This window comes from Curtobacterium sp. ISL-83, assembly GCF_018613895.1.
GTDB lineage: Bacteria > Actinomycetota > Actinomycetes > Actinomycetales > Microbacteriaceae > Curtobacterium.
Genome location: NZ_JAGGPH010000013.1, coordinates 166283 through 188503, shown reverse-complemented (window position 1 = coordinate 188503; position 22221 = coordinate 166283). Strand labels below are relative to the sequence as shown.

At 71.0% G+C, this 22221-nt stretch carries 19 protein-coding genes; 6 read left to right on the top strand and 13 right to left on the bottom strand.

Annotated features, from left to right (window positions below; translation table 11 throughout):
• Nucleotides 1-119: 119 nt before the first annotated feature.
• A complete protein-coding gene (locus J7E22_RS13580; RefSeq protein ID WP_214982343.1) occupies nt 120-1802 on the bottom strand; it encodes a glycoside hydrolase family 13 protein in 1683 nt (560 codons plus the stop codon).
• Nucleotides 1803-2143: 341 nt separating this feature from the next.
• Between J7E22_RS13580 and J7E22_RS13575 the strand changes: the two genes are divergently transcribed.
• From J7E22_RS13575 to J7E22_RS13555, 5 genes are all read left to right on the top strand, one after another.
• Nucleotides 2144-3262, top strand: a complete 1119-nt coding sequence (locus tag J7E22_RS13575) for a glycoside hydrolase family 5 protein (protein WP_214982342.1) — start codon at nt 2144-2146, stop codon at nt 3260-3262.
• Between the two features lie 165 nt (nt 3263-3427).
• Nucleotides 3428-3982: an RNA polymerase sigma factor gene (locus tag J7E22_RS13570; RefSeq protein ID WP_214982341.1), complete on the top strand. Its 555-nt coding sequence runs from the start codon at nt 3428-3430 to the stop codon at nt 3980-3982.
• Nucleotides 3979-4902, top strand: coding sequence for a hypothetical protein (locus J7E22_RS13565; RefSeq protein WP_214982340.1), 924 nt, complete (start codon nt 3979-3981; stop codon nt 4900-4902). The genes J7E22_RS13570 and J7E22_RS13565 overlap by 4 nt, the downstream gene beginning before the upstream one ends.
• Before the next feature lie 38 nt (nt 4903-4940).
• The gene (locus J7E22_RS13560) at nt 4941-5159 is read left to right on the top strand and encodes a hypothetical protein (protein ID WP_214982339.1); all 219 of its coding nucleotides are present in this window, start codon (nt 4941-4943) and stop codon (nt 5157-5159) included.
• Nucleotides 5160-5313: 154 nt separating this feature from the next.
• A complete protein-coding gene (locus tag J7E22_RS13555) occupies nt 5314-5796 on the top strand; it encodes a GNAT family N-acetyltransferase (protein WP_214982338.1) in 483 nt (160 codons plus the stop codon).
• Nucleotides 5797-5809: 13 nt separating this feature from the next.
• On the opposite strand, the gene J7E22_RS13550 is transcribed toward J7E22_RS13555, so the two are convergent.
• Nucleotides 5810-6586 (bottom strand): alpha/beta fold hydrolase, encoded by a 777-nt coding sequence (locus tag J7E22_RS13550; RefSeq protein WP_214982337.1) that lies wholly within the window; start codon nt 6584-6586, stop codon nt 5810-5812.
• 50 nt (nt 6587-6636) lie between these two features.
• Here J7E22_RS13550 and J7E22_RS13545 point away from each other — a divergent pair, with 50 nt between their 5' ends.
• A complete protein-coding gene (locus tag J7E22_RS13545) occupies nt 6637-7050 on the top strand; it encodes a MarR family winged helix-turn-helix transcriptional regulator (RefSeq protein ID WP_214982336.1) in 414 nt (137 codons plus the stop codon).
• Here J7E22_RS13545 and J7E22_RS13540 read toward each other — a convergent pair.
• From J7E22_RS13540 to J7E22_RS13490, 11 genes are all read right to left on the bottom strand, one after another.
• Nucleotides 7034-7198, bottom strand: coding sequence for a hypothetical protein (locus tag J7E22_RS13540; protein ID WP_214982335.1), 165 nt, complete (start codon nt 7196-7198; stop codon nt 7034-7036). The two genes, J7E22_RS13545 and J7E22_RS13540, sit on opposite strands and share 17 nt — an antisense overlap.
• Before the next feature lie 67 nt (nt 7199-7265).
• Nucleotides 7266-8459, bottom strand: a complete 1194-nt coding sequence (locus J7E22_RS13535) for an alpha-hydroxy acid oxidase (RefSeq protein ID WP_251009159.1) — start codon at nt 8457-8459, stop codon at nt 7266-7268.
• Nucleotides 8460-8617: 158 nt separating this feature from the next.
• Nucleotides 8618-10129, bottom strand: a complete 1512-nt coding sequence (locus tag J7E22_RS13530; protein ID WP_214982333.1) for a rhamnulokinase family protein — start codon at nt 10127-10129, stop codon at nt 8618-8620.
• 26 nt (nt 10130-10155) lie between these two features.
• Complete coding sequence (locus J7E22_RS13525) at nt 10156-12240, bottom strand: bifunctional aldolase/short-chain dehydrogenase (RefSeq protein ID WP_214982332.1); 2085 nt, start codon at nt 12238-12240, stop codon at nt 10156-10158.
• A gap of 4 nt (nt 12241-12244) precedes the next feature.
• Nucleotides 12245-13417, bottom strand: coding sequence for an L-rhamnose isomerase (rhaI, locus tag J7E22_RS13520; protein WP_214982331.1), 1173 nt, complete (start codon nt 13415-13417; stop codon nt 12245-12247).
• A 384-nt stretch (nt 13418-13801) separates the two neighbouring features.
• Nucleotides 13802-16081: a family 78 glycoside hydrolase catalytic domain gene (locus tag J7E22_RS13515; protein ID WP_214982330.1), complete on the bottom strand. Its 2280-nt coding sequence runs from the start codon at nt 16079-16081 to the stop codon at nt 13802-13804.
• A 115-nt stretch (nt 16082-16196) separates the two neighbouring features.
• Complete coding sequence (locus J7E22_RS13510; RefSeq protein ID WP_214982329.1) at nt 16197-17102, bottom strand: carbohydrate ABC transporter permease; 906 nt, start codon at nt 17100-17102, stop codon at nt 16197-16199.
• Nucleotides 17099-18025: a carbohydrate ABC transporter permease gene (locus J7E22_RS13505; RefSeq protein ID WP_374193279.1), complete on the bottom strand. Its 927-nt coding sequence runs from the start codon at nt 18023-18025 to the stop codon at nt 17099-17101. The genes J7E22_RS13510 and J7E22_RS13505 overlap by 4 nt, the downstream gene beginning before the upstream one ends.
• Nucleotides 18026-18030: 5 nt before the next feature.
• On the bottom strand, nt 18031-19371 hold the full coding sequence (locus J7E22_RS13500; protein WP_214982328.1) for an ABC transporter substrate-binding protein: 1341 nt from the start codon (nt 19369-19371) through the stop codon (nt 18031-18033).
• 321 nt (nt 19372-19692) lie between these two features.
• Complete coding sequence (locus J7E22_RS13495; RefSeq protein WP_214982327.1) at nt 19693-20787, bottom strand: LacI family DNA-binding transcriptional regulator; 1095 nt, start codon at nt 20785-20787, stop codon at nt 19693-19695.
• A 162-nt stretch (nt 20788-20949) separates the two neighbouring features.
• On the bottom strand, nt 20950-21960 hold the full coding sequence (locus J7E22_RS13490) for a LacI family DNA-binding transcriptional regulator (protein ID WP_214982326.1): 1011 nt from the start codon (nt 21958-21960) through the stop codon (nt 20950-20952).
• Nucleotides 21961-22221: the final 261 nt, after the last annotated feature.

Below are 22221 nucleotides of genomic sequence, written 5' to 3'. Positions count from 1 at the left end.
ACGGACGGGCGCGCCCGGCTCAGCGGCAACGCGAAGCGTTGCGCCGGGCGCGCCGACCGAGCCTGCGAGAGAGGACGGTGCCAGCCGGCACCGCGCCTCCCGTCCGCATCGTGCGTCCGTCAGGACCGCAACCAGGCGGTCCCCACCCCGGCCAGCGCGCCGTCCACCACCGGTGCCGAGGCGAGCAGCAGTTCGCCGGCCGGCAGCGCGTAGGGCTCGTCGCCGAAGACCGTCACGCTCGTCCAGCCGCTCGGCCGCCGGAACGCGAGCACGTCGTCGCGGCCCGTCTCGATCCACTCGAGCCGCTCCTCGGACTGCAGCTGCCCGCGGAGGCCCAGAGCCGTCCGGTACAGGTGCAGCGTCGAGTCGGGGTCGGCCTCCTCGGCCTTGACGCTCGACTCCGCGAACCACGCCGGCTGCGGCAGGTGCGATCCGCCGGAGCCGAACCCGAAGCTCTCGCCCGTCCGGGTCCACGGGAGCGGCACACGGCAGCCGTCGCGGCCGACGTCGACGCCCGGGTTCCGGAAGAACGCGGGGTCCTGGCGGTCGGCGTCGGGGATGTCGCCGACCTCGTGGAGACCCAGTTCCTCGCCCTGGTACAGGTACGCGGACCCGGGCAGCGCGAGCTCGAGCAGGGTGGCCGCCCGAGCGCGACGCAGGCCGAGCGGGCGGTCGAGGGCGTCCTGCGAGCCGCCCGCCAACAGCCACGCCGCGCCCTGCTTGTCGGTCGTGGGTGCGTGGTCCGCGTCCCCGCTTCGCGGCGGGAGCGCGTACCGCGTGGCGTGCCGGACGACGTCGTGGTTCGAGAACACCCACGTGGTCGACGACCCGGACTGCTCGGCGAGCCCGAGGTTGAACTCGATGATCTGCTTGAACGACGCCGCGTCGAAGTCCGACTCGAGCAGGTCGAAGTTGAACGCCTGCCCGAGCCCCTCGGCACTCGCGTACCGGGCGCGACGGTCGGCGGCGACCCAGGCCTCGGCGACCGCGGTTCGGGCGGGCGTGTACTCGTCGAACACCGTCCGCCACTCGGCGTAGATCTCGTGGACGTCGTCGCGGTCCCAGAGGATGTGCGAACCGTCCTTCGGCGCCGCGAGGACCTCGGCCCAGGCGGGGAGCTCGGCGGGCAGGTCCTTGGCGAGACCGTGGGCGACGTCGATGCGGAACCCGTCGACGCCGCGGTCGGACCAGAAGCGGAGCGTGGTGAGGAAGTCGTCCCGGACCTCGCGGTTCGCCCAGTTCAGGTCGGGCTGTTCCTTGGCGAAGTTGTGCAGGTACCACTGCCCGTCGCCGACGGCGGTCCAGGCAGGGCCGCCGAAGATCGACACCCAGTCCGCGGGCGGCTCCGCGCGGTCCGGTCCGGTGCCGTCGCGGAAGACGTACCGGTCGCGGGCCGCGGAGCCCGCGGGCGACGCCAGCGCCTCACGGAACCACGCGTGCCGGTCACTCGTGTGGTTCGGCACGATGTCCACGATCACCCGCATCCCGGCACCGTGCAGGGCCGCGACCATCGCGTCGAAGTCGGCGAGGGTCCCGAGCCGGGGGTCGACGTCGCGGTAGTCGTCCACGTCGTAGCCCCCGTCGGCGAGGGCGGACGGGTAGAACGGGCTGAGCCACACTGCCTCGACCCCGAGCGACGCCAGGTACGGGACGCGGTCGGTGATGCCTCGCAGGTCCCCGATGCCGTCACCGTTGGCGTCCGCGAAGGACCGCGGGTAGATCTGGTAGACGCTCGCCTGGCGCCACCAGGTCTCGTCGGTGGTGGTGCGTGCGGGTGCGGGGGTCTCGACGACGTCGGTCATGGTCGTGGTGGTCCTTCCGGGTGGGGCGGTCGTGGTGGTGATCCCACGCATCCTCGATCGTGGGGCATCGCGCTCGTCCTGTCGATGGGGGAGGACGGTCCACACGGCGAGGACGTGGGGGCCGACCCCGAGCAAGTCGTTGACACTGAGCCCTCACCAGTGCGACCCTGCTGCATGTTGACGTTGCCATCACCGGGGACAGGGCCCGGTGGGCGCCGACCACGACTCGACGACGACGTCGAGGAGCTCCAACGGAGGAGCAGAGAGGGACGACCATGATCGACCGATCCAGAACGCCCGGAACCGCGAGGGGACACGCGCGACGGGGGAAGACCGCACGGGTGACCGGCCTGCTGGCGGTGCTCTGCGCCGGAGCCACCGCGATGGCGCTGGCCGCACCGGCGACGGCCACAGCAGCACCCGGAACGACCACCGCGACCAGCGCGCACGTCGCGACCACCGCCTCCGCGGACCGGCACCACCCGTCGTCGGCGCTCGACCCCACCCAGTTCCACGGCGTGAACTGGGCCGACCCGCGCGACAACTACGCCAACGGGCCGGTGATCCCGTCGGGACTCTCCACCGCTGACGGCTACGCCACCACCTACCGCAAGTCCGACCGGATCATCCGGGAGTTCCGCCACGACCTCGGCGCGGACACCGTGCGGCTGCCCGTCAACCCGTACTCCGTCGGCACCGACTGGTGGCGCTCCTACCGCGCCGCCATCGACGCCGCACGCCACGACGGGGTCAAGGTCGTGCTCGGCTACTGGGAGGGCAACGACGCCAGCAAGGACGGCAAGGTCGACGACCCGGCCGCCTGGACCGCCATGTGGGACACCCTCACGCGGACGTACGCCCACGACCCGGGCGTGTACTTCGAGCCGATGAACGAGCCGTTCGGCTACGCCCCCGCCGATTGGATCCAGGTCGCGACCACGTGGGTCGACCGCTACACCGCCCAGGGCCTCCCGCGGAACCGGATCTTCGTCAGCGGCACCGGCTACAACGACCACGTCGACGCCGTCTGCGCAGCACCGGCGCTCGCCGGGACGTACGTGTCGCAGCACTACTACGGCTTCTGGGGCACGCACTCGGCGGCCGACTGGGCGGCTGACTTCACCAGCCGGCTCGGCGACCAGGCGTGCTCGGCCCGCACCGTGCTCGACGAGTTCGGTGTCCCGATGACCACCGGCATCGACTACCAGGGTTCCGCCACCACTGGGAACGCCGACGCGGACAACTCGGTCGCGTTCCTGCAGACGGTCACGACGATCGTGCGGCAGCGACACCTGGGCGCCGTCTACTGGCCCGGTCTGCGGACCGACGACACCTACAGCCTGGAGGCACTACAGGGCTCCGGCACGCACGTCTCGCTCCGCGTGACGAACCAGTCCGGCGTCGACCTGCTGCACTGGGCATGGGGAGCGGGCCGCCGAGCCCCCTTCACCGTCGGCTGACGCCGAACCGACCCCGACCGCCACGGGCGGCGTCCGTGCTCCGCAGCACGGAGGCCGCCCGTTCGCGTCGGCGCTGTCGCCTCGGATGACGCTCGTCCACATCGGTGATCCCGAACGGGACGGCGTGCCGGTGGAACCGATCCCGGCCGACCGGACAATACAGACATGAGCGAGACGACGGGGGACCGCGCCGACTGGGCGCTGGGCCTCGCAGGGGACGGGCGTGCGTTCGGTCGCGTCTTCGACCGGCACGCGCCACGGTTGCGACGGCACGCGGTCGGGCTCGTCCCGACCCCGCACGATGCCGACGACGTCGTCGCGATCGCGTTCCTCGAAGCGTGGCGGCGAGGGGACCGAGTCCGGTTCGTCGGGGACTCGCTCCTGCCGTGGCTGCTCGTCACGGCGACCAACGCAGCCCACAACCTGACGCGGACGTCCCGACGACACCGACTCTTCCTCGGCCGGTTCCCGGTCGACGAGTTCGCTCCGGACCCGGCCGACTCCTTCACGGACGGTGCGGCGGTCTCGGCGCTCCGCGGGCTCGCACTGGCGGACCAGCGAGTCCTGACCCTCTGCGTGGTCGAGGGGCTCAGCGAGCGGGAGGCCGCAGCCGCCCTCGGCGTGCCACCCGGCACGGTCAAGTCACGACTCCACCGCGCGAAGGCGCGGCTCCAGCAGCAGTACTCGGTGACAGCGGAACCCCTCGGAGGCGCATTGTGAACGACAGCGACATCTCTCCCCGTCTCGCAGCGATGCGTGACGCGCTCGTGGCCGATGTCGACGCCGTCCGATCCGGCGGGACCCGACCCCCTCGTCGGCTGTGGGCTTCCCGCGGGACGGTCGCCGCGGTGGTCGGCGCGTTCCTCGTCGGGTCGGCGGTGACCGGCGGGATCACCGCTGCCGCACTCCCCGGTGCCGATCCCGACGCTGCGCTGGAGAGTTCCCTCGCGACGTCGACGCGGTACCAGGTCGAGGAGGGCAACCACGGGCGACTCCTCGGGACGCCCCGCTTCACCGTTGCTTCGGGGCACGCAACGCTCGACCTCGGAGCGCCACCCGCCGGGGCCGACCGGGTGACCCTGACGTGGGAGTGCCTCGACCGCGGCACCGTCACGGTCGAGCTCGGCGGGAGCGCGATCGACGGTCCGACGTCGTGCGCTCCGTCGTCGCGGACCGGGCGCGCGACCTCGGTCGGTTCGCAGTGGGGCATGTACCCGGCACCGGCTTCCGGGCAGGCTGCCGTGTCGGTCTCGGGCTCCGGTGCGACCCGGTACGCGGTCTGGGCCTCCTGGGCGAAGGCGGCGACGATCGCGCGTCCTTCCGTGCAGCAGCACGCTGCGACCGCCGACCACGTGGTCACCCGCGACGAGTACACGGCCGCGTTCAACCGGCTCGAGGGATGCCTGGCGCAGGCGGGACACCCGATCGGTACCGTCCCGCTCTCGTGGTTCTCGAACGGGGTCTGGACGCAACGACCCCCGGGATCCGGCCCGTGGTACGTCTACTCGACCTCGTCCGCGGCCACCGAGGTGTTCGACACGCAGTGCTACCCGCGCGAGTTCGAGGACGTCGACGACGTCTGGCAGAGCGAGCACCCGATGCCCACCGATTCCCCGGCGCAGTCGTCGACCGGTGGTTGACGTCGGCGGTCTGGTGGCGCCGTCGCTAGGGTTCGGGGATGACCCGCCGGGACTGGACCATCAACCACTTCTCGCTGAGCAATCCGGCCGGGGACGGGCAGGGCGACGTCCCGGCACTGCTGCGGCGGCTGGCGGACAACCTCGAGGCCCTCGGCGACGTCAACGTGCAGGACATCACGTTCGCGAGCGATGTGAGCGACGGCGAGGATGACCTGACGATGACGATCTACTACCACCCCGAGCCGCGCCGCCGATGAACGGGTGGGATGACGGTCGGGACGCTCGGTGCAGTGCTGCTCCTGTTCGCCGTCGCCGTGGTCGTGACGGACGTCGCGACCCAGGGACGACTGCTGGGAGCATCGTGACGGCCCGGGCGTCCGGTGCCAACTGCCGGTCACGTACTGTGGCCTGATGAGCCCGCGCCCCGTGACCGGCGCCGACGTCGACGACGTCCGCGCGTTCCTCCAGGCTGCTGACCTGACGATCGCCGGGCTCGACGCTCCGACGACGCGGTTGTGGATCGACCGCGATGCCGGCGGCGCGATCGTCGGCAGCACCGGGTTCGAGCTGAGCGCCGACGGTCGCCATGCGTTGATCCGGAGCGTCGCGGTTCCGAGTGATCGCCGTGCTGCGGGTGCGGGGACACGGCTGGCCCGGTTCGCACTCGAACAGGCAGCACGGTCAGGGGCGCGACGGGCGTGGCTGTTCTCGCGCCGCTCGGGCCCGTTCTGGCAGCGGCTCGGGTTCGTGGCCGCCGATCGTGGTGAGCTCGCGTCGGTGCTGGCCGGGACGGAGCAGGTGCGCCTGTTCACCGAGACCGGTCAGCTCGAGCGCGAGGTCGCCTGGGCCCGGGACCTGTCGGACCTGCCCGGGGATCTTCCTCCGGTCGGGTGAGCAGGCACCCCGCTCAGCGCCCGGCGAGGAACCCGTCGATCGCGGCCCAGGTCGCGTCCGGCGCTTCGAGGTGCGGCAGGTGCCCGGCGGCGGGGATCTCGACGAACCGCCCACCGGGGATGGCCTCGGCGACGACGCGACCGTAGGCGGGCGTGGCGATCCGGTCGCTGGCGCCCCAGACGACGAGCGTCGGCGCGGCGATCGATCCGAGGCGCTCGAGCAACCCGGGGTCGCTCATCCCGGGACCGGCGATGGCAGCCATCGTGCGGCCGTTGCTCTGCTGGACGGCACGCTGTTCGTCGGTCATGAGCGCCGGGTCGAGGAACCCGCGCGCCGGGTCGTGCCAGGCCGCTTCAGCGAGGCCACGGGCGTCGAGCGCGAAGAAGTCGGCCATCGGGTGCCCGTCGACGACCACGCCGACGCCGTCGATGTCGACGACCGCGCCGATGACGCCCGCGAACCGCTCGTCGGCCGCTGCCTGGATCGCCATCTCGAGGGCGATCCAGCCCCCGATCGAGGAACCGACGAGCACGACGTCGCGCTCGGGCCGTGCGAGCAGCCCCTCGAGGTACGCGGCGGCGAGGTCCCGCACCGAGGCGATCGTCTCTGGACGGTCGGTGCCGTCCCACCCCGGGTGCGTCGGGGCGACGGCGTGCATGGTCTCGGCGAGGTGCCCGACGATGGGCGCGACGGTGCGTGGCCCACCGCCGCCGTGCAGGACGAGAGCGACGCGGGACTGCGGGTCGCCGGCGCGGAGGACGGGGAGGTCTGCGGGGAGTGAGGTGTGCACGGTGCTCCTGAATCAACATGTTTATGTACGAGTGTTGATACGGTAACACCGTGACGACGAACTTGGAAGTCCTGGGACAGGCGATCAAGCGCGCCCAGTACCGGAACCACCGCACGATGGACGCCGCCCTCCGCGACGTCGGCGTGACCCTCGTGCAGTGGGACGCGCTGCGTGCGGTGGACCGGATGCCCGGCGCGTCAGGGCACGACCTCGCCGTGGCGACGTTCCAGAGCGATCAGGCGTTCGGCACGCTCGCCGGGCGACTCGTGGAACGGGGACTGGTCACGCGTGCGGCGGGCGTCGGGCGACGGTTCGAGTACACGTTGACGAACGACGGCCGAGCGGCGCTCGAGGACGGGCGACGACTGTCGGTGGATGTCCTGCAGGAGCTCTTCGCCCCACTCGACGAGGATCAGCGCGCGGCATTGCTCCGGCTGCTCGGCGTCCTCACCGGACGAGGGTGAGGACCGGACGCCCGACGGCCCGTCGCGGCACCGGCACGAGGTGACGCTCGGGTTCAGCGGGCGCCGCGATCTCGTCGTCGTCCAGGAACCCCTCCGTCACCCACGCCAGATCGGCGTCGATGTCGTGGTGGAGTTCGATGGGTCGCACCCCAGCAAGCTAGCCCACTTTCGCTAGACAAACTAGGGACCCGGTCCGGTCCGCGTCGAACGACTCCTCAGGTGCGCGCGATCGGGGTCAGCCGCTGCAGCTGCGTGACGTGTCCGGGCTCGAGTTCGTCGAGCGACGCCACCCCGAGCAGGCGCATCGTCCGCTCGATCTGCTCCGACAGGATCTGGATCATCCGGTCGACCCCGGCCTCGCCGCCCGCCATCAGCCCGTAGAGGTACGCACGGCCGACCATCGTGAACCGAGCCCCGAGCGCCACCGCGGCGACGATGTCGGCACCGGACATGATGCCCGTGTCCAGGTGCACCTCGGTGTCCATGCCGACCTCCTTGACCACGGAGGGCAGCAGGTGGAACGGGACCGGAGCACGGTCGAGCTGGCGCCCTCCGTGGTTCGACAGCGTGATGCCGTCCACCCCCATGGATGCCAGTCGCTTCGCGTCCGCCAACGACTGCACACCCTTGACGACGACCTTGCCCTTCCACTGCGACCGGATCCACTCCAGGTCCTCGTACGTGACGGTCGGGTCGAACATGTGGTCGAGGAGTTCCCCGACGGTGCCCGACCACCGGTCGAGCGACGCGAACGCCAACGGCTCCGTGGTCAGGAAGTCGAACCACCACCACGGCCGGGGGATCGCGTTCAGGACGGTCTTCACCCCGAGCTGCGGCGGGATCGAGAACCCGTTCCGCTTGTCCCGCAACCGGGCACCCGCGACCGGGACGTCGACCGTGACGAGGAGCGTGTCGAACCCGGCGGCTTCCGCTCGGGAGACCAGCGCCATCGACTTCTCGCGGTCCTTCCACATGTACAGCTGGAACCAGTTGCGCCCGTGCGGGTTCGCGTCGCGGACGTCCTCGATCGCGGTGGTACCCATCGTCGACAGGGAGAACGGGATGCCCGCGCGACCGGCGGCACGGGCCCCGGCACGCTCACCCTCGGTCTGCATCATCCGCGTGAAGCCGGTCGGAGCGATGCCGAACGGGTACGCCACCGGGGCGCCCAGGACCTCCCGCGAGGTCGACACCCGCGACACGTCGCGCAGGATCGCCGGCGTGAACTCGATGTCCTCGAACGCCTGCCGCGCGCGCTGCAGCGAGATCTCCGCCTCGGCCGCACCCTCGGTGTAGTCGAACGCGGCCTTCGGGGTGCGTCGCGCGGCGATGGCGCGGAGGTCCCAGATCGTCAGTGCCTGGTCGAGCCGACGGCGCCGTGCGTTCAGGTCGGGCTTCTTGAACTGCATGAGCGGCGCCAGGTCGCGCACGGTGGGCAGCTGACGCCTGACCTTCGTCCGGGCAGTGGACGCGGCCCCGGGCCCCGGGAAGGGCGCTCCGGTCGCGGGGTCGACGCGCGCGCCGTCGACGCGCTCGCTGTCGATGCGCTCGCCGTCATCGGTGGTGGTCATGCGTGGCTCCTGACGGTGGTTCGGTCGGTGTCGGTGCTCGTCGGCGCCGTGGGCAGGTACCGCGTGGGCTCGACGGTCCGCGCGACGATGCTGCGGAGTTCCTCCAGTGAACATCCCGCGAGGCCCGCGAGACCGGCACTCCGCGCCTGGACGAGCACGTTGCCGAGCGCGGTCGCCTCGACGGGCCCCGCCAGGACCGGCAGTCCAGTGCGGTCGGCGGTGAGTTGACAGAGCAGTCGGTTCTGCGAGCCACCGCCCACGATGTGCACGACCCGGATGTCCTTCCCGGTGACCTCGCCGATCGTCGCGAGCGTCGAAGCGTACGCGCGGGCGAGCGATTCGAGGATGCTCCGCACGAACTCGGCGGGGCTCGCGGGCGCGGACAGGCCGTGCGCGGTGCACCAGGCGGCGATGCGGGCGGGCATGTCGCCGGGGGGCGTGAACGACTCGTCGGCGACGTCGAAGACGGGAACCGGGGCGGTGACGGCCGCGGCGGCGGTGAGCAGTGCCTCCAGGTCGATGCCCGTGCCCGCACGCTCCCAGGTCCGGACGCTCTCGCTGAGCAACCACAGACCGGACACGTTCTTCAGGAACCGGACCCGGCCGTCGACGCCGCCCTCGTTCGTGCAGTTCGCGCGGCGGGCCGCGTCCGTCAGGACCGGGGCGTCGAGCTCGACGCCGACCAGCGACCACGTCCCGCTCGAGATGTAGGCGAAGTCGGGATCGGTCGCGGGCACGGCGACGACGGCGCTCGCCGTGTCGTGCGAACCGACCAGGGTGACCACCGAGCGTCCGCCGACGGCGTCGGCGACGGCGGGGAGCAGGGGGCCGAGTCGGTCCCCCGGGTCGCGGAGCGCGGGCAGCAGGCCGGACGGGAGGCGCGACACGGCCCCCAGGAACGGGTCCCACCCGCGGGTGGTCGGGCTGAGCACGCCGGTGGTCGAGGCGTTCGTGCGTTCCGCGGCCACGACCCCCGTGAGCCAGTAGCCGAGCAGGTCGGGGATCAGCAGCGCACGGTCGGCCAGCGCCACGGAGGGATCGGCCGCGAACTGGAAGAGCGTGTTGAACGGCAGGTGCTGCAGCCCGTTCCGGGCGTACAGCGCTCGGGCGTCGATGCGGTCGCGCACGATCGGGACGCCGTGTTCGTGCCGCTCGTCGCGGTAGTGGTACGGCAGCCCGAGCAGGCGGCCGTCGCGGAGGAGACCGTAGTCGACCGCCCACGAGTCGATGCCGATGCTCGCGATGTCCGAACCCTGGCGGAAGGCGTCCCGCAGCCCGGCGACGACCTGCCGGTACAGCTCGACCACGTCCCAGTGCAGCGCGGATCGGTCACCCTCGTGCAGGGTGACGGGGCCGTTCGGGAACCGGGCGACGTGCTCCATCCGCACGCCGTCCGGGCTGACGTGCCCGACGATCACGCGGCCGCTGGTGGCGCCGAGGTCGACCGCCGCCACGCTGCCGGTCGTGCGCGCCGGGTCGAGCACCCGGCGGCTGCCGCTCCTCGTCATCGGACCGTCCTGTCGTCCATCGGCGGTCAGCGCAGGAACGCGGCGGCCACGCCCGCGTCCACCGGGATGTGCAGGCCTGTGGTGTGGGAGAAGTCGTCGGTGCAGATCGCGGCGACCGCGTTCGCGACGTTCTCGGGCACGACCTCGCGCTTCAGGATCGTGCGCTGCGCGTAGAACTTCCCGAGGTCCTGCTCGTCGATGCCGTAGGTCTTCGCCCGGTTCGCACCCCAACCGCTCGCGAAGATGCCGGACCCCCGGACGACGCCGTCGGGGTTGATGCCGTTGACGCGGACGCCGTGCTCACCGAGTTCGGCCGCGAGCAGCCGGACCTGGTGCGCCTGGTCGGCCTTGGTCGCGGAGTACGCGATGTTGTTCGGCCCCGCGAAGACGGAGTTCTTCGAGGAGATGTAGACGACGTCGCCGCCGAGGCCCTGCTCGATGAGGACCTTCGCCGCGGCCTTCGAGACCAGGAACGAACCCTTCGCCATCACGTCGTGCTGCAGGTCCCAGTCCTGTTCCGTGGTCTCGAGCAGGCTCTTGCTCAGGGACAGGCCGGCGTTGTTCACGACGAGGTCGAGGCCGCCGAAGTGCAGCAGCGTCTGCTGGATGGCCTGGTCGATGTCGGAGGCACTGGTGACGTTCGCGGCCACGCCGATCGCCTGGTCCGGTCCACCGATCTCGGCCGCGGTCTCCTGCGCCGTCCCGAGGTCCAGGTCAGCGATGACGACCGCGGCGCCGTCCGCCGCGAGGCGCTTCGCGATGGCCTTGCCGATCCCGGACGCGGCCCCCGTGACGAGCGCGATGCGGGTCGCGAGTCGCTTCGGCGCGGGCATCCGCTGCAGCTTCGCTTCTTCCAGGGACCAGTACTCGATGCGGAACTTCTCGGCCTCGTCGATCGGGGCGTAGGTGCTGAGCGACTCGGCGCCGCGCATCACGGTGATGGCGTTGGTGTAGAACTCGCCCGCGACCCGGGCGGTCTGCGCGTCCTTGCCGAACGAGAACATGCCGACGCCGGGGACGAGCACGATGAGCGGGTCGGCGCCGCGGATCGCGGGGGAGTCCGGGGTCGCGTGGCGGTCGTAGTACGCCTGGTAGTCGGCGCGGTACTGCTCGTGCAGCTCGTGGAGGCGGGCGATCTGGTCCTCGATGCTCGCGGTCGCGGGCAGGTCGAGCAGGAGCGGCGTGACCTTGGTGCGGAGGAAGTGGTCCGGGCAGCTCGTGCCGAGGGCAGCGAGCGGCGGTGCTTTCTGAGCGGCGAGGAAGTCGAGCACGACCTCGCTGTCGGTGAACCGTCCGACGACCGGCTTGTCGTGACCGGCGATCCCGCGGATGGTCGGTGCGAGGGAGGCGGCGCGGGATCGTCGTTCCTCCTCGGGGAGTGCCTCGAACCCCGCGCGGACCGCGCCGAACGGCTGGTCCTTCCCGTGAGCTGCGATGTACTGCTCGGCGGTGTCGATGATCCAGCGCGAGTTCGCTTCCGCTTCCTCCGACGACGAGCCCCACGCGGTGATCCCGTGGCCGCCGAGGATCGTGCCGATCGCCTCGGGGTGATCGCGCTGGACGGCGGCGATGTCGAGGCCGAGCTGGAACCCGGGGCGGCGCCACGGCACCCAGACGACCTTCGCGCCGAAGATCCGCTCGGTCAGTGCCGGGCCGTCCGCCGCGGTGGCGATCGCGATGCCGGCGTCCGGGTGCAGGTGGTCGACGTGGAGGGCGTCGACGAGGGCGTGCATCGCGGTGTCGATCGACGGCGCTGCTCCGCCCTTGCCGTGCAGGCAGTAGTCGAACGCGGCGACCATCTCGTCCTCGCGCTCGACACCCGGGTACACGCCCTGCAGAGCCCGGAGCCGGTCGAGCCGCAGCACCGCGAGGCCGGCCGGGGTGAGGGTCCCGAGGTCGCCCCCGGAGCCCTTCACCCAGAGCAGCTCCACCGGTTCGCCCGTCACCGGGTCGGTGGCCGTGCCCTTCGCCGACGTGTTCCCACCGGCGTAGTTCGTGATCCGCGGATCGGAACCGAGCGCGTTCGAGCGCGCGATGAGGTCCGCGACCACCTGTTCTGCCGTCTCCTGCGTTGCCGGGTCCACCCGAGCCTCCAGTCCGTCGATCGTCATGTGTCTACGCGCCCCAACCGGCCTGCACGCCGCCGACGCGGGACTCGGCGATGGACTGCTGGTACCCGGAGTCGAGGTAGGCGCGCATCGGGTTGGCGGGGAGGCCGCGCGATTCGCGCCAGGCGGCGAGGTCCTTCCGGACGTCCGTCTGGAACGCGTCCATGAACACCTCGTTCGCGCCGAGTACGTCGTGCGCCTCCTGGGCTGCGGTCAGCGCGACCCGGTCGAGGAGCAGCGCGCGCGCCGTCATCTCCTGCACGTTCAGCACGGAGCGGATCTGGCCGGGGATCTTGTCCTCGACGTTGTGGCACTGGTCGAGCATGAACGCCACGTCGGGGTTGTCGTACCCGCCGCCGCGGATGACCTCGACCAGGATCCGGAACAGCTGGTACGGGTCGGCGGCGCCCACGATCAGGTCGTCGTCGGCGTAGAAGCGCGAGTTGAAGTCGAAGCTGCCGAGCTTGCCGAGCCGCAGGAGCTGCATCACGATGAACTCGATGTTCGTGCCGGGGGCGTGGTGGCCGGTGTCCAGGCAGACCATCGCCTTGTCGCCGAGCGCGGCCGTCTGCACGTAGCTGGTGCCCCAGTCCGGGACGTCTGTGTGGTAGAACGCCGGCTCGAAGAACTTGTACTCGAGCACCAGGCGCTGGTCGGTGCCGAGGCGGTCGTAGATCCTCGACAGGCTCTCGTGCAGACGGTCCTGGCGGCTGCGCATGTCCTCTTGTCCGGGGTAGTTCGACCCCTCGGCGAGCCAGATCTTCAGGTCGCGGCTGCCGGTGGCGTGCATGACCTCGATGCACCGGAAGTGGTGGTCGATGGCCTTCTGCCGGACGGCTGCGTCGGTGTGGGTGAGTGCGCCGAACTTGAAGTCGTCGTCCTGGAACGTGTTCGAGTTGATCGTGCCGAGGCGGACGCCGTGCTCCTCGGCGTGGCGCTTGAGGTCGGCGAAGTCGTCCACGAGGTCCCACGGGATGTGCAGCGCCACGGTGGGGGCGAGTCCGGTGTACCGGTGCACCTGCGCGGCGTCGGCGATCTTCTCGTAGGGGTCCCGCGGGGTGCCGGGCGTGCTGAACACCTTGAAGCGGGTGCCGGAGTTGCCGAAGGCCCAGCTGGGCAGCTCGATCTGTTGGGCTGCCAGCTGGTCGGCGATGCCGGCGAAGCTCGGGGTCGATGTCATCGTGTCACTTCCTCGTGTGCGATTGAATCGTTTCATACGGTACGTGCTGCGCGCGGTTCGCGCAACCGGTCGTTCGTTTCGGCCGTCGTCGTCGTGGCGGCGGCGGAGGCGGCGGTGGCCGGTGGCGGCTGCGGTGGCGGCGGCCGGGGCGGAACCAGGTTCCGGACACAGCACCGTGTCGTTCCGCGGTGTCGTGTCCGTTTCCCGGTGTCCGACTGCCGGAACCAGGTTCCGGAGCGGCGAGGTGGGACCGGGGAGCCGGATCGAACCACGGATCCGACGTCGAACCAGGCGCGTCGGCTGGTTCGATGTCGTTCCCGTGGTTCGATCCCGCCCGGCGGCGGCGTGCGGCGCCCGGCAACGCGCGCCGCCGCCGCCGCGCGGCTACGGCACCGGGACCGCCGCGGGAGCGCGGAACTCGTGCGTGCCGCCCGAGACCCGCTGCTCGTCCGCCCCCGGCAGCACGACGACCGCCGACACGCCCTCGGGCACCTCGGCGTGCACGACGAGCTCGCCGTCGACGAGCTCCCACCGCACCGCGATCCTGCCGTGCACGCTTTCGAGTGACGTCGATGCCCACGTCAGCCCACCACCCGGCTGTGGCGCGATCCGCACAACGGCGTACCCGGGCTCGAGCGGCGCCAGCCCCCCGACCACGCGGTGCATCCAGTCCGCCACCGCACCGAGGGCGTAGTGGTTGAACGACGTCATCTCGCCCGGGTTGATCGTGCCGTCCGGCAGCATCGAGTCCCACCGCTCCCACACCGTCGTCGCACCCATCGTCACCGGGTACAGCCACGACGGGCACTCCGTCTGCAGCAGCAGCTGGTACGCGTCGTCGAGGTGCCCGGTCCGCGTCAGCGCATCGGTGATGAACGGCGTCCCCGCGAAGCCGGTCGAGATCCGGTACCCGGCCTCTGCGGCGAGTTCGGCCAGGCGGTCGCCGGCAGCGGCCTCGTCCTCCGGGGACAGGATGCCGAACACGATCGCGAGCGTGTAGACGGTGGTCGCGTCCGACAGGATCCGCCCGCCCGGCTGCAGGTAGTGCTCCGAGAACGCGGCCTGGAGGCCCGTGGCGAGTTCCCGGAACTCGCTCGCGTCCCGGCCGAGCAGCTCCGCCGTCTCGGCGACGATCGTCGCGGAGCGGAAGGCGCAGATCGTCGCGACGACGCCCTTGTCCGCCTTCGCGTCGGCGGGGGCCTCCGGCGGGGCGTCCGGGTCGAGCCAGTCGCCGAACTGGAAGACGGTGTCCCAGAGACCCTGGGGCGACAGGTGGTCACGGACGCGGCGGACGTGCGCGACCATCGAGTCGAACTGCTCCGCCAGGACCGCGGTGTCGCCGTACGCCTGGTACAGCGTCCACGGCACCCAGACCCCGGCGTCCGACCACAGGGCGGTCGCGTCGGGCTTGCCGAAGTCCTCGGCGGGGGAGTACTTCAGCACGTCCGGCACGACGAAGGGGATGACCCCGTCGGCGTGCTGCTGCTCGAGCCACACGTCCCGCAGCCAGTCGCCGAGGAACGCACGGGTGTCGAACAGGTACGAGGCCGTCGGGGCGAACGCGGCGATGTCACCCGTCCAGCCGAGGCGCTCGTCACGTTGCGGGCAGTCGGTCGGGACGCTCAGGAAGTTGCCCTGCATCCCGCGCACCACGTTGTCGTGGAAGGTGGTGAGCAGCTCGTGGCTCGACGCGAACGTGCCGGTGCGGGCGAGGTCCGAGCCGACCTGCACGGCGGTGATCGCCGCGCGGAGTTCGTCGTGCGTCCCCGGCCACCCGTCGACCGAGGCGTACCGGAAACCGTGGAAGGTGAAGCGGGGCTCGAACACGTCGGGCTCGGTGCCGCCGCTCAGCGTGAAGTGGTCGGTCGCCTTCGCGGAGCGCAGCGGGCGCACCCCGAGCTCGTCGTGCTCGAGCACCTCGGCGTGCTTGAGCGTCAGGACGGTGCCGGCCGGACCGCTCGCCGTGACGCGGATCCACCCGACCAGGTTGACACCGAAGTCGATCAGGGTCGTGCCGGCCGGGCTCGTCCAGATGGACACCGGGGCGATCTCGGCGAGCGGCCGGACCGGGGGAGCGACGTCGGCGACGAGCTTCTCGCGGGGGACGTCGACCACGTGCACGGCTCCGCCGTCGACGGTGCCCGGCTGCAGGACGCGGTCGTCGCGGCGTCGGGCGTCGATGTCCTCACCGTCGTAGAGCTGGTCCGCGGTGATCGCGCTCGGCAGCGCCTGCCAGTCCGTGTCCGTCGCGACGACCTGTTCGTGTCCGTCCGCGAACGTGACGCGGAGCTCGGCGAACCCGGCGCGTTCGTCCGTGTACCAGCCGCCACCACCGCCCCACGCCAGGCGACCGGCCGCCCAGCCGTTGCCGAGGACGAGCGCGAGCACGGCGGCGTCGCCCGACCCGAGGCCGTCGAGGTGGGCGGTGACGTCGTGGGACACCACGCGGAGGCGCCACTCGTAGCTCGTCCACCCGGGTTCGAGCAGGTGGTCGGAGACGCGGCGGCCGCCGAGCCAGCCCTCGACGACGCCGAGGGCGCTGAGGTCGAGGGTCGCGCTCGTGACGGCGCCGTGGCCGGCGTCGAGGGTGAACTCCCGGCGCAGGATCGGTGCGCTCCCGAGGTCGGCGTCGCTCGCGATGAACGGTGCGGTCCAGGCGGTCATGTGTGCAGTCCTTCCCGGCTGACGTCGTCGTCGGCCGATGCGGTTGTCGGAGGTGGGTCGAGGCGTCGCGAGCCGACCGTGCGGAGGCGGGCGTGCCTCCAGGCCGGGTCGGGCGTCAGCCCTTGACGGCGCCGCTGGTCATGCCGGCGACGATCTGACGGTTGAAGAAGATGTAGAGGATCAGCGGCGGGATCGTGATGAGCAGGACGTCCGTGAACAGCAGGTTCAGCTGACTGACCGACTGGCTCTGGAACGTGTACAGCGTCTGCTGCACGGTGGCGTTCTCGGAGCCGGGCAGGAAGTACAGCGGGTTCGCGAAGTCGTTGAACACCGCGACGGACTGCACCAGCACGACCGTGATGATCACGGGTTTGAGCAGCGGCAGCACGACCCCGAAGAACAGTCGGATCGGGCCGGCACCGTCGAGGACCGCGGCCTCGTCGAGTTCCTTCGGGATCGTCGCGACGAACGCCCGGAACAGCAGGATGCAGAACGACAGACCGAAGGTGGCCTCGATGAGGATCATCCCGCCCATCGTCTTGAACAGGTTCAGCCCCTGGAGCACCCAGATCGTCGGGACGATCGCCGGCGGGACGATGAGCCCCGCCAGCACGAAGAAGCTGATCAGGCCGTTCCAGCGGCCCGGGCGGCGCTGGAGCACGTAGCCGACCATGGCCGAGAAGACCACCATGATCGCCACGCTGCCGACCGTCAGGACCGCGCTGTTCAGGAACGCCCGGACGATGCCGGTCTCACCCGTCTGGAAGACCGTCTGCAGGTTCTGCCACAGCTGCCACTTCGCCGGCAGGGTGAAGCCGAGCTGGTTCGCGTCGGCCGGCGACTTCGCGGCCTGCAGCAGGACGAAGACGAACGGCACCAGGAACACCACGAAGCTGACGACGATCGCGACCGTCCCGATCACCCACTTGCGGACCGTGCCGGGGCGGCGCCCGCGGGCGGGGCGCGGCGTGCGGCCGGAACTGGTGACGGCTGTCCCGGGACGAGCGGTTGCGGTGCTCACAGGTCCGCCTCCTTGCGGTTGAGGAGCCAGGAGACCGGGACCATGATCGCCGTGACGACGACGAACAGGACCACGTTCCCCGCGGTGGACAGGCCGTAGAACCCGGCCTGGTACTGCTTGTAGATCACGCTCGCGATGACGTCGCTGGTGAAGCCGGGCCCACCACCGGTCATCGCCCAGATGAGGTCGAACGACCGCAGTCCGCCGATGAGCGACAGGATGATGACGGTGCCCATCGCCGGTCGGGACAGCGGCAGGGTGATGTTCCGGAAGATCGTCCAGCTGCTCGCACCGTCGACGCGGGCGGCCTCGAAGTACTCCTGCGGGATGGCGACGATTCCGGCGATGAAGATGAGCGTCGCGATGCCGACGCCTTTCCAGATGTCGACCGCGGCGACGCTCCAGAGCGCGAGGGACGGGTCGGTCAGCCAGCCGGGGGTGGGCAGGCCGACCGAACCCAGCAGGCCGTTCACGATGCCGTGGAACGGGTCGAGCAGCGCCTTGAAGGTGATGCCGATGCCGATGGTCGACACCAGCACGGGGAAGAACACCACCGCTCGCAGGTACCCGCGCCCGAGCACGGGGCTCGTGAGGAGCAGGGCGAGGGCGAGTCCGAGGACCACCTTCGCCGCGCTCGTCACGAACCCGTACTCGAACGTGTGGATGAAGCCCGAGACGAGCTGCGGGTCCTGGAAGAACCGGACGAAGTTGTCGAAGCCGATGAAGGTCTGGTCGAACAGCGTCCAGCGGGTGAGCGCGAAGTAGAACCCCGCGAAGGTCGGGACCGCGAAGAACACGACGTACAGCGCGATCGCCGGGATGAAGAACCAGGCCGGGTAGAAGGAACGCATCTTGGTGCGCACCGGGCCGGGCCCGTCCTTCGTGGTCTGCGGCGGCAGCGCCGTCGTGAGGGTCGCGGTCACCGACGTCACCAGCCCTTCAGGCCGAGCTGCTGCGCCTGCTGCACGACGTCCTGGTCGTACTGCTTCGCACCCACCGAGGCCGTCGAGATGCCCGAGCCGACCTGCACGCAGATCTTCTCGAGGTTCGGGCCCTTGATCGGCGAGAGGAACTCGAGTGCCGGGGTGGCCTTGCCGCTGTCGATGTACTTCTGCAGGTCGGTCAGCATCGGGGGCACCGAGCTGGGGAGCTTGCAGGTCGAGATGACGTACGGGCCACCGGGGGTCCCGGTGTCGTTCTGGACCTTGCAGCCGTCGGACGAGTTGGCGAAGGCGATGAACTTCTTGGCCGCCGTGAGCTTGTCACCCGAGGTCGTCTTCGGGATGTACAGGCCGTTCGGCTCCCAGATCGTCAGGTTCGTGTCCGAGGCGTTGGACGCCGGCAGCGCGAAGGCGCCGATGTCGTTGACCGCGCTCGGGCTGTCCTGCTGGAGGGTCGAGATCGCGTTGGTCAGCATCGGGTACTGGGCGCCGGTGCCGTCCGCCAGCATCTTCAGTCCGTTCGCCTGCGTCGCCGAGGCGTAGTCCTTGTTGACCAGGCCCTTCTGCTGCACCTCGGCGAGGTGGTCGAAGCCGGCGAACGCCGGCTGATCGGCGTAGGACTCCTTGTGCTTCGTGTACTGGGTCGCCCAGTTCTTCTGCTGGGCGGTGATGTTCGCGAAGTCACCGAGGACGAAGAGCTGGCTGGTCCAGGTGTCGCCGTACGTCTGGATGATCGGGGCGACCTTGCCGGCGGCCTTGATCTTCTGGCTGTTGCTGATGAACTGGTCCCACGTGGTCGGGACGCTCAGCCCGAGGTCCTTGTAGACCTTCTTGTTGTACATCACGCCGCCGCCGAAGCTCGTGCCGAACGGGGCGCCGTACATGCCCTTGCTCGTGCTGACGACCTTGACGAACTGCTTGTCGACGTCCTTCGCCCAGCTCTCCTTCGACAGGTCGACGAGGGTGTTGTCCGGGTTGAGCGCCTGCATGAGCGAGCCGGAGTTGTAGTTGAAGACGTCGTCCATCTCGCCGGTCGAGAGCCGGGTCTTGATGAGGTTGTCGCCGTCGGTGCCCTGCGGCTTCGTGTCGACCTTGACGGTGATCTTCGGGTTCGCCTTCTCGAAGGCGCTGACGAGGGCCTTCGTGGTGACGGCGGTGGCGGTCGAGTTGTCGACCAGGTAGCTGATCTGGACCTTGCCACCGCTGCTGCCGGTGTCGGCGGAGCCGCCCGACGAGCACGCGGTCAGGCCGCCGATCAGGACCGTCGCGCCACCGATGGCGATGAGCCGGGTGACGAGCGACCTGGTGGTCAGGGAACGAGCTGACATTCCTTACCTCCTCGTAAGGGCCGGGGCGGGGTACCCCGGAGGAAACGGCTCCGGGGCCCGCTCCGCTGCGGGTCCCGGTGGTGCTGTTTAGAACGTTTCAACCGGAATGGAACCACGAGGATTGAAGCGTGTCAATCACCGATCTGGTTTCGTTACCGAACGGCGCGTCGGTGCGGCGGCCGGTGCCGCGCGCCGGGGCGGCGGCCGGCGTGGTGCGAGGTTGGTGGCGTCGTGCGAAGTTGTTCGCCCGCACGGGGCAACCAACCTCGCACCACGCGGAAGTGCGCGGCCGCCCGCGCACCGCCGCGCCGCCCGCGGGCGTCAGACCTCGCGCAACCGCGGGTCGCTCGGCGCCCGCAACCGGGCCGCCGCCGCAGCCCCCGCACGCCCGACGGTGCTCTCCCGCGCGACCAACTCGCTGCCGATCACGACGGTGCGGTGCCGATGCGTCCCGGGCGGGTCGGTCAGCTCCGCGAGCAGCAGGTCCACCGCCGCCGCACCCATCTCGACACCGTGCATCGTCACCGAAGTGAGCGGCACCGCCCCACCCCACGCGATCGAGTTGTGGTCGCACCCGGACACCGGGATGTCCTCGGGCACCCGGAGTCCGGCGGCGCGCAGCTCGGTGACGACCGCCATCGCGAGCAGGTCGGTCACCCCGAGGACCCCGTCGGGACGCTCCGCCGCGGGCATCCGCGCGATCCGGTCGCCCGCGTCCGTCCCGCCGGGAGGGTCGATGTCCCCGGCGTCGATCTCGACCAGGCTGACACCCGGGTGCTCCGCGATCGCCCGGAGGACCCCCGCTCGCCGTCGGTGCACGGGCTGCAACTCCGGACGGGCGCTCACGAACCCGATCCGCCGACACCCGCGCTCGATCAGGTGCGCGGTCGCGATGTACGCCGCCTGCTCGTTGTCCACGACGACCGAGCAGGCGTCGACGTCCGACGGCTCGTAGTTCACGTAGACCACGGGCCGCCCGTGCCGTCGGGTGAGCTCGACCTGGTCGCGGGACTCCGACATCGTCGCGAGCAGGATCCCCCCGACGCGGGTGCTCTCGAGGTACGCCAGGTGGTCGCCCTGCGCCTGCAGATCGTCCTCGCTGCTCGCGATGAGCAGGGTCCGGCCGTGCTCACGCGAGGCCCGCTGCGCCCCGTTCACGATGTCGCTGAACAGCGAGTTCCGCAGCGACATCACCACGAGGCCGATCGACCGCGAGCTGCCCGAGGCCAGTGCCCGGGCGTTCCGGTTCGGCGTGTACCCGAGTTCCGCGATCGCGTCGCGCACCCGGGTCGCCGTCCCGTCGGCCACCCGCTCGGGGTGGTTCAGGACGTTCGAGACGGTGGCGAGGGACACGCCGGCACGCTCGGCGACGTGGTGCACGCTCGGCGGTCCGTCGCGCTGGGGGAGGTGCGCCATGCAGACGATCGTAGGTCGCGGTGGTGGACCGGTGGGTCCACGGGACGGGAGGCGCGGTGCGGGCCTGCACCGTGCCTCCCGTCCGGCGGGTGGTCCCGCAGGCCACCCCGCGGGGCCGACCGACTGTCGGGGAAGGCGGGCAGGCCGCCGTTGCCGGGTGCGTCAGCTCTCGGCGACGGTGGACTGTCGGACGACGAGCTCGGGCGTGAACTCCACCCGCTCGAGCTCGATCTCCTGGCCCTGCTCGACCTGCGCGGTCAGCAGCTCGAACGCGCGACGCCCGAGGTCCTGCGCCGGCTGCCGGACCGAGGTGAGCGGCACGACCGCGGACTCGGCGAACGCGATGTCGTCGTAGCCCACGATCGCGATCTCCTCCGGCACCGCGATCGACCCGCGCATGATGAACGCCTGCTCGAGTCCGACGGCCAGCAGGTCGTTCGCGGCGAACACCGCGTCCGGACGTGCCGAGGCCGGTCGTGCCTGGATCTCCTCGCCGATGCGGCGACCCTCCAGGACGGACAGCGACTTGGTGGTGAGGACCTCGACCTCGGCGCCGGCGGCCTGCGCTGCTGCTGCGGCTCCCGCGTGCCGGTCGGCGACCTGGCGGATGCCGAACGGGCCGCCGACGAAGGCGATCCTCCGGCGGCCGATGGACACGAGGTGCTCGACGGCGAGGCGGCCGCCCGCGACGTCGTCGACGGAGACGGAGGCGAACGGCTCCTCGTCCGCGCGACGGTCGACCAGGACGACGGCGGTGCCCTGGTCGCGGAGTCGTGCGAGCCGTGACAGGTCGTCGCCGGCGGGGGAGATCAGCAGGCCGGCGACGCGCCGCTCCTCGAAGAGGTCGACGTAGGTGCGCTCCCGCTCGACGGACTCGTCCGAGTTCCCGATGAGGACGGCGAAGCCCTTCGCCATGGCGGCGTCCTCGGCACCGCGGGCGACGTCGGTGAAGAAGGGGTTCCCGCCGTCCAGCACGACGAGGCCGACCGTGGAGCTCCGGCCGGCCCGCAGCTGTCGGGCGGAGTCGTTGCGGACGAAGCCGAGTTGCGCGATCGCCGACTGCACCCGCTCGACCGTGCCGGGAGCGACCTTGTCGGGCCGGTTCAGCACGTTCGACACCGTGCCGAGGGACACGCCCGCGAGGGCTGCCACCTCCCGCACGCTCACCGTCATGCGCTCATCCTGGCATCGGGCGCGCGGATTCGGTGTGGCCGGGGCCGTGAGCGGGCGAAATGCGGTGGCGGTCGGCTGCGCGGTTCTTCCCATAACGGGTGCGATGGAAGGCGGAATCGCGCGTACCCGCCCGTTCCGCCGAACCAGGTACGCGCGATTCCGTTGGGTACGCGCGGTTCCGTTGGGTGGGCGCGGGTCCGGCTGGGTGCGCTGCGCACCCGAGGCGAGCGGACGCGACGGTGAGCGTGCCTGGCGGAGCCG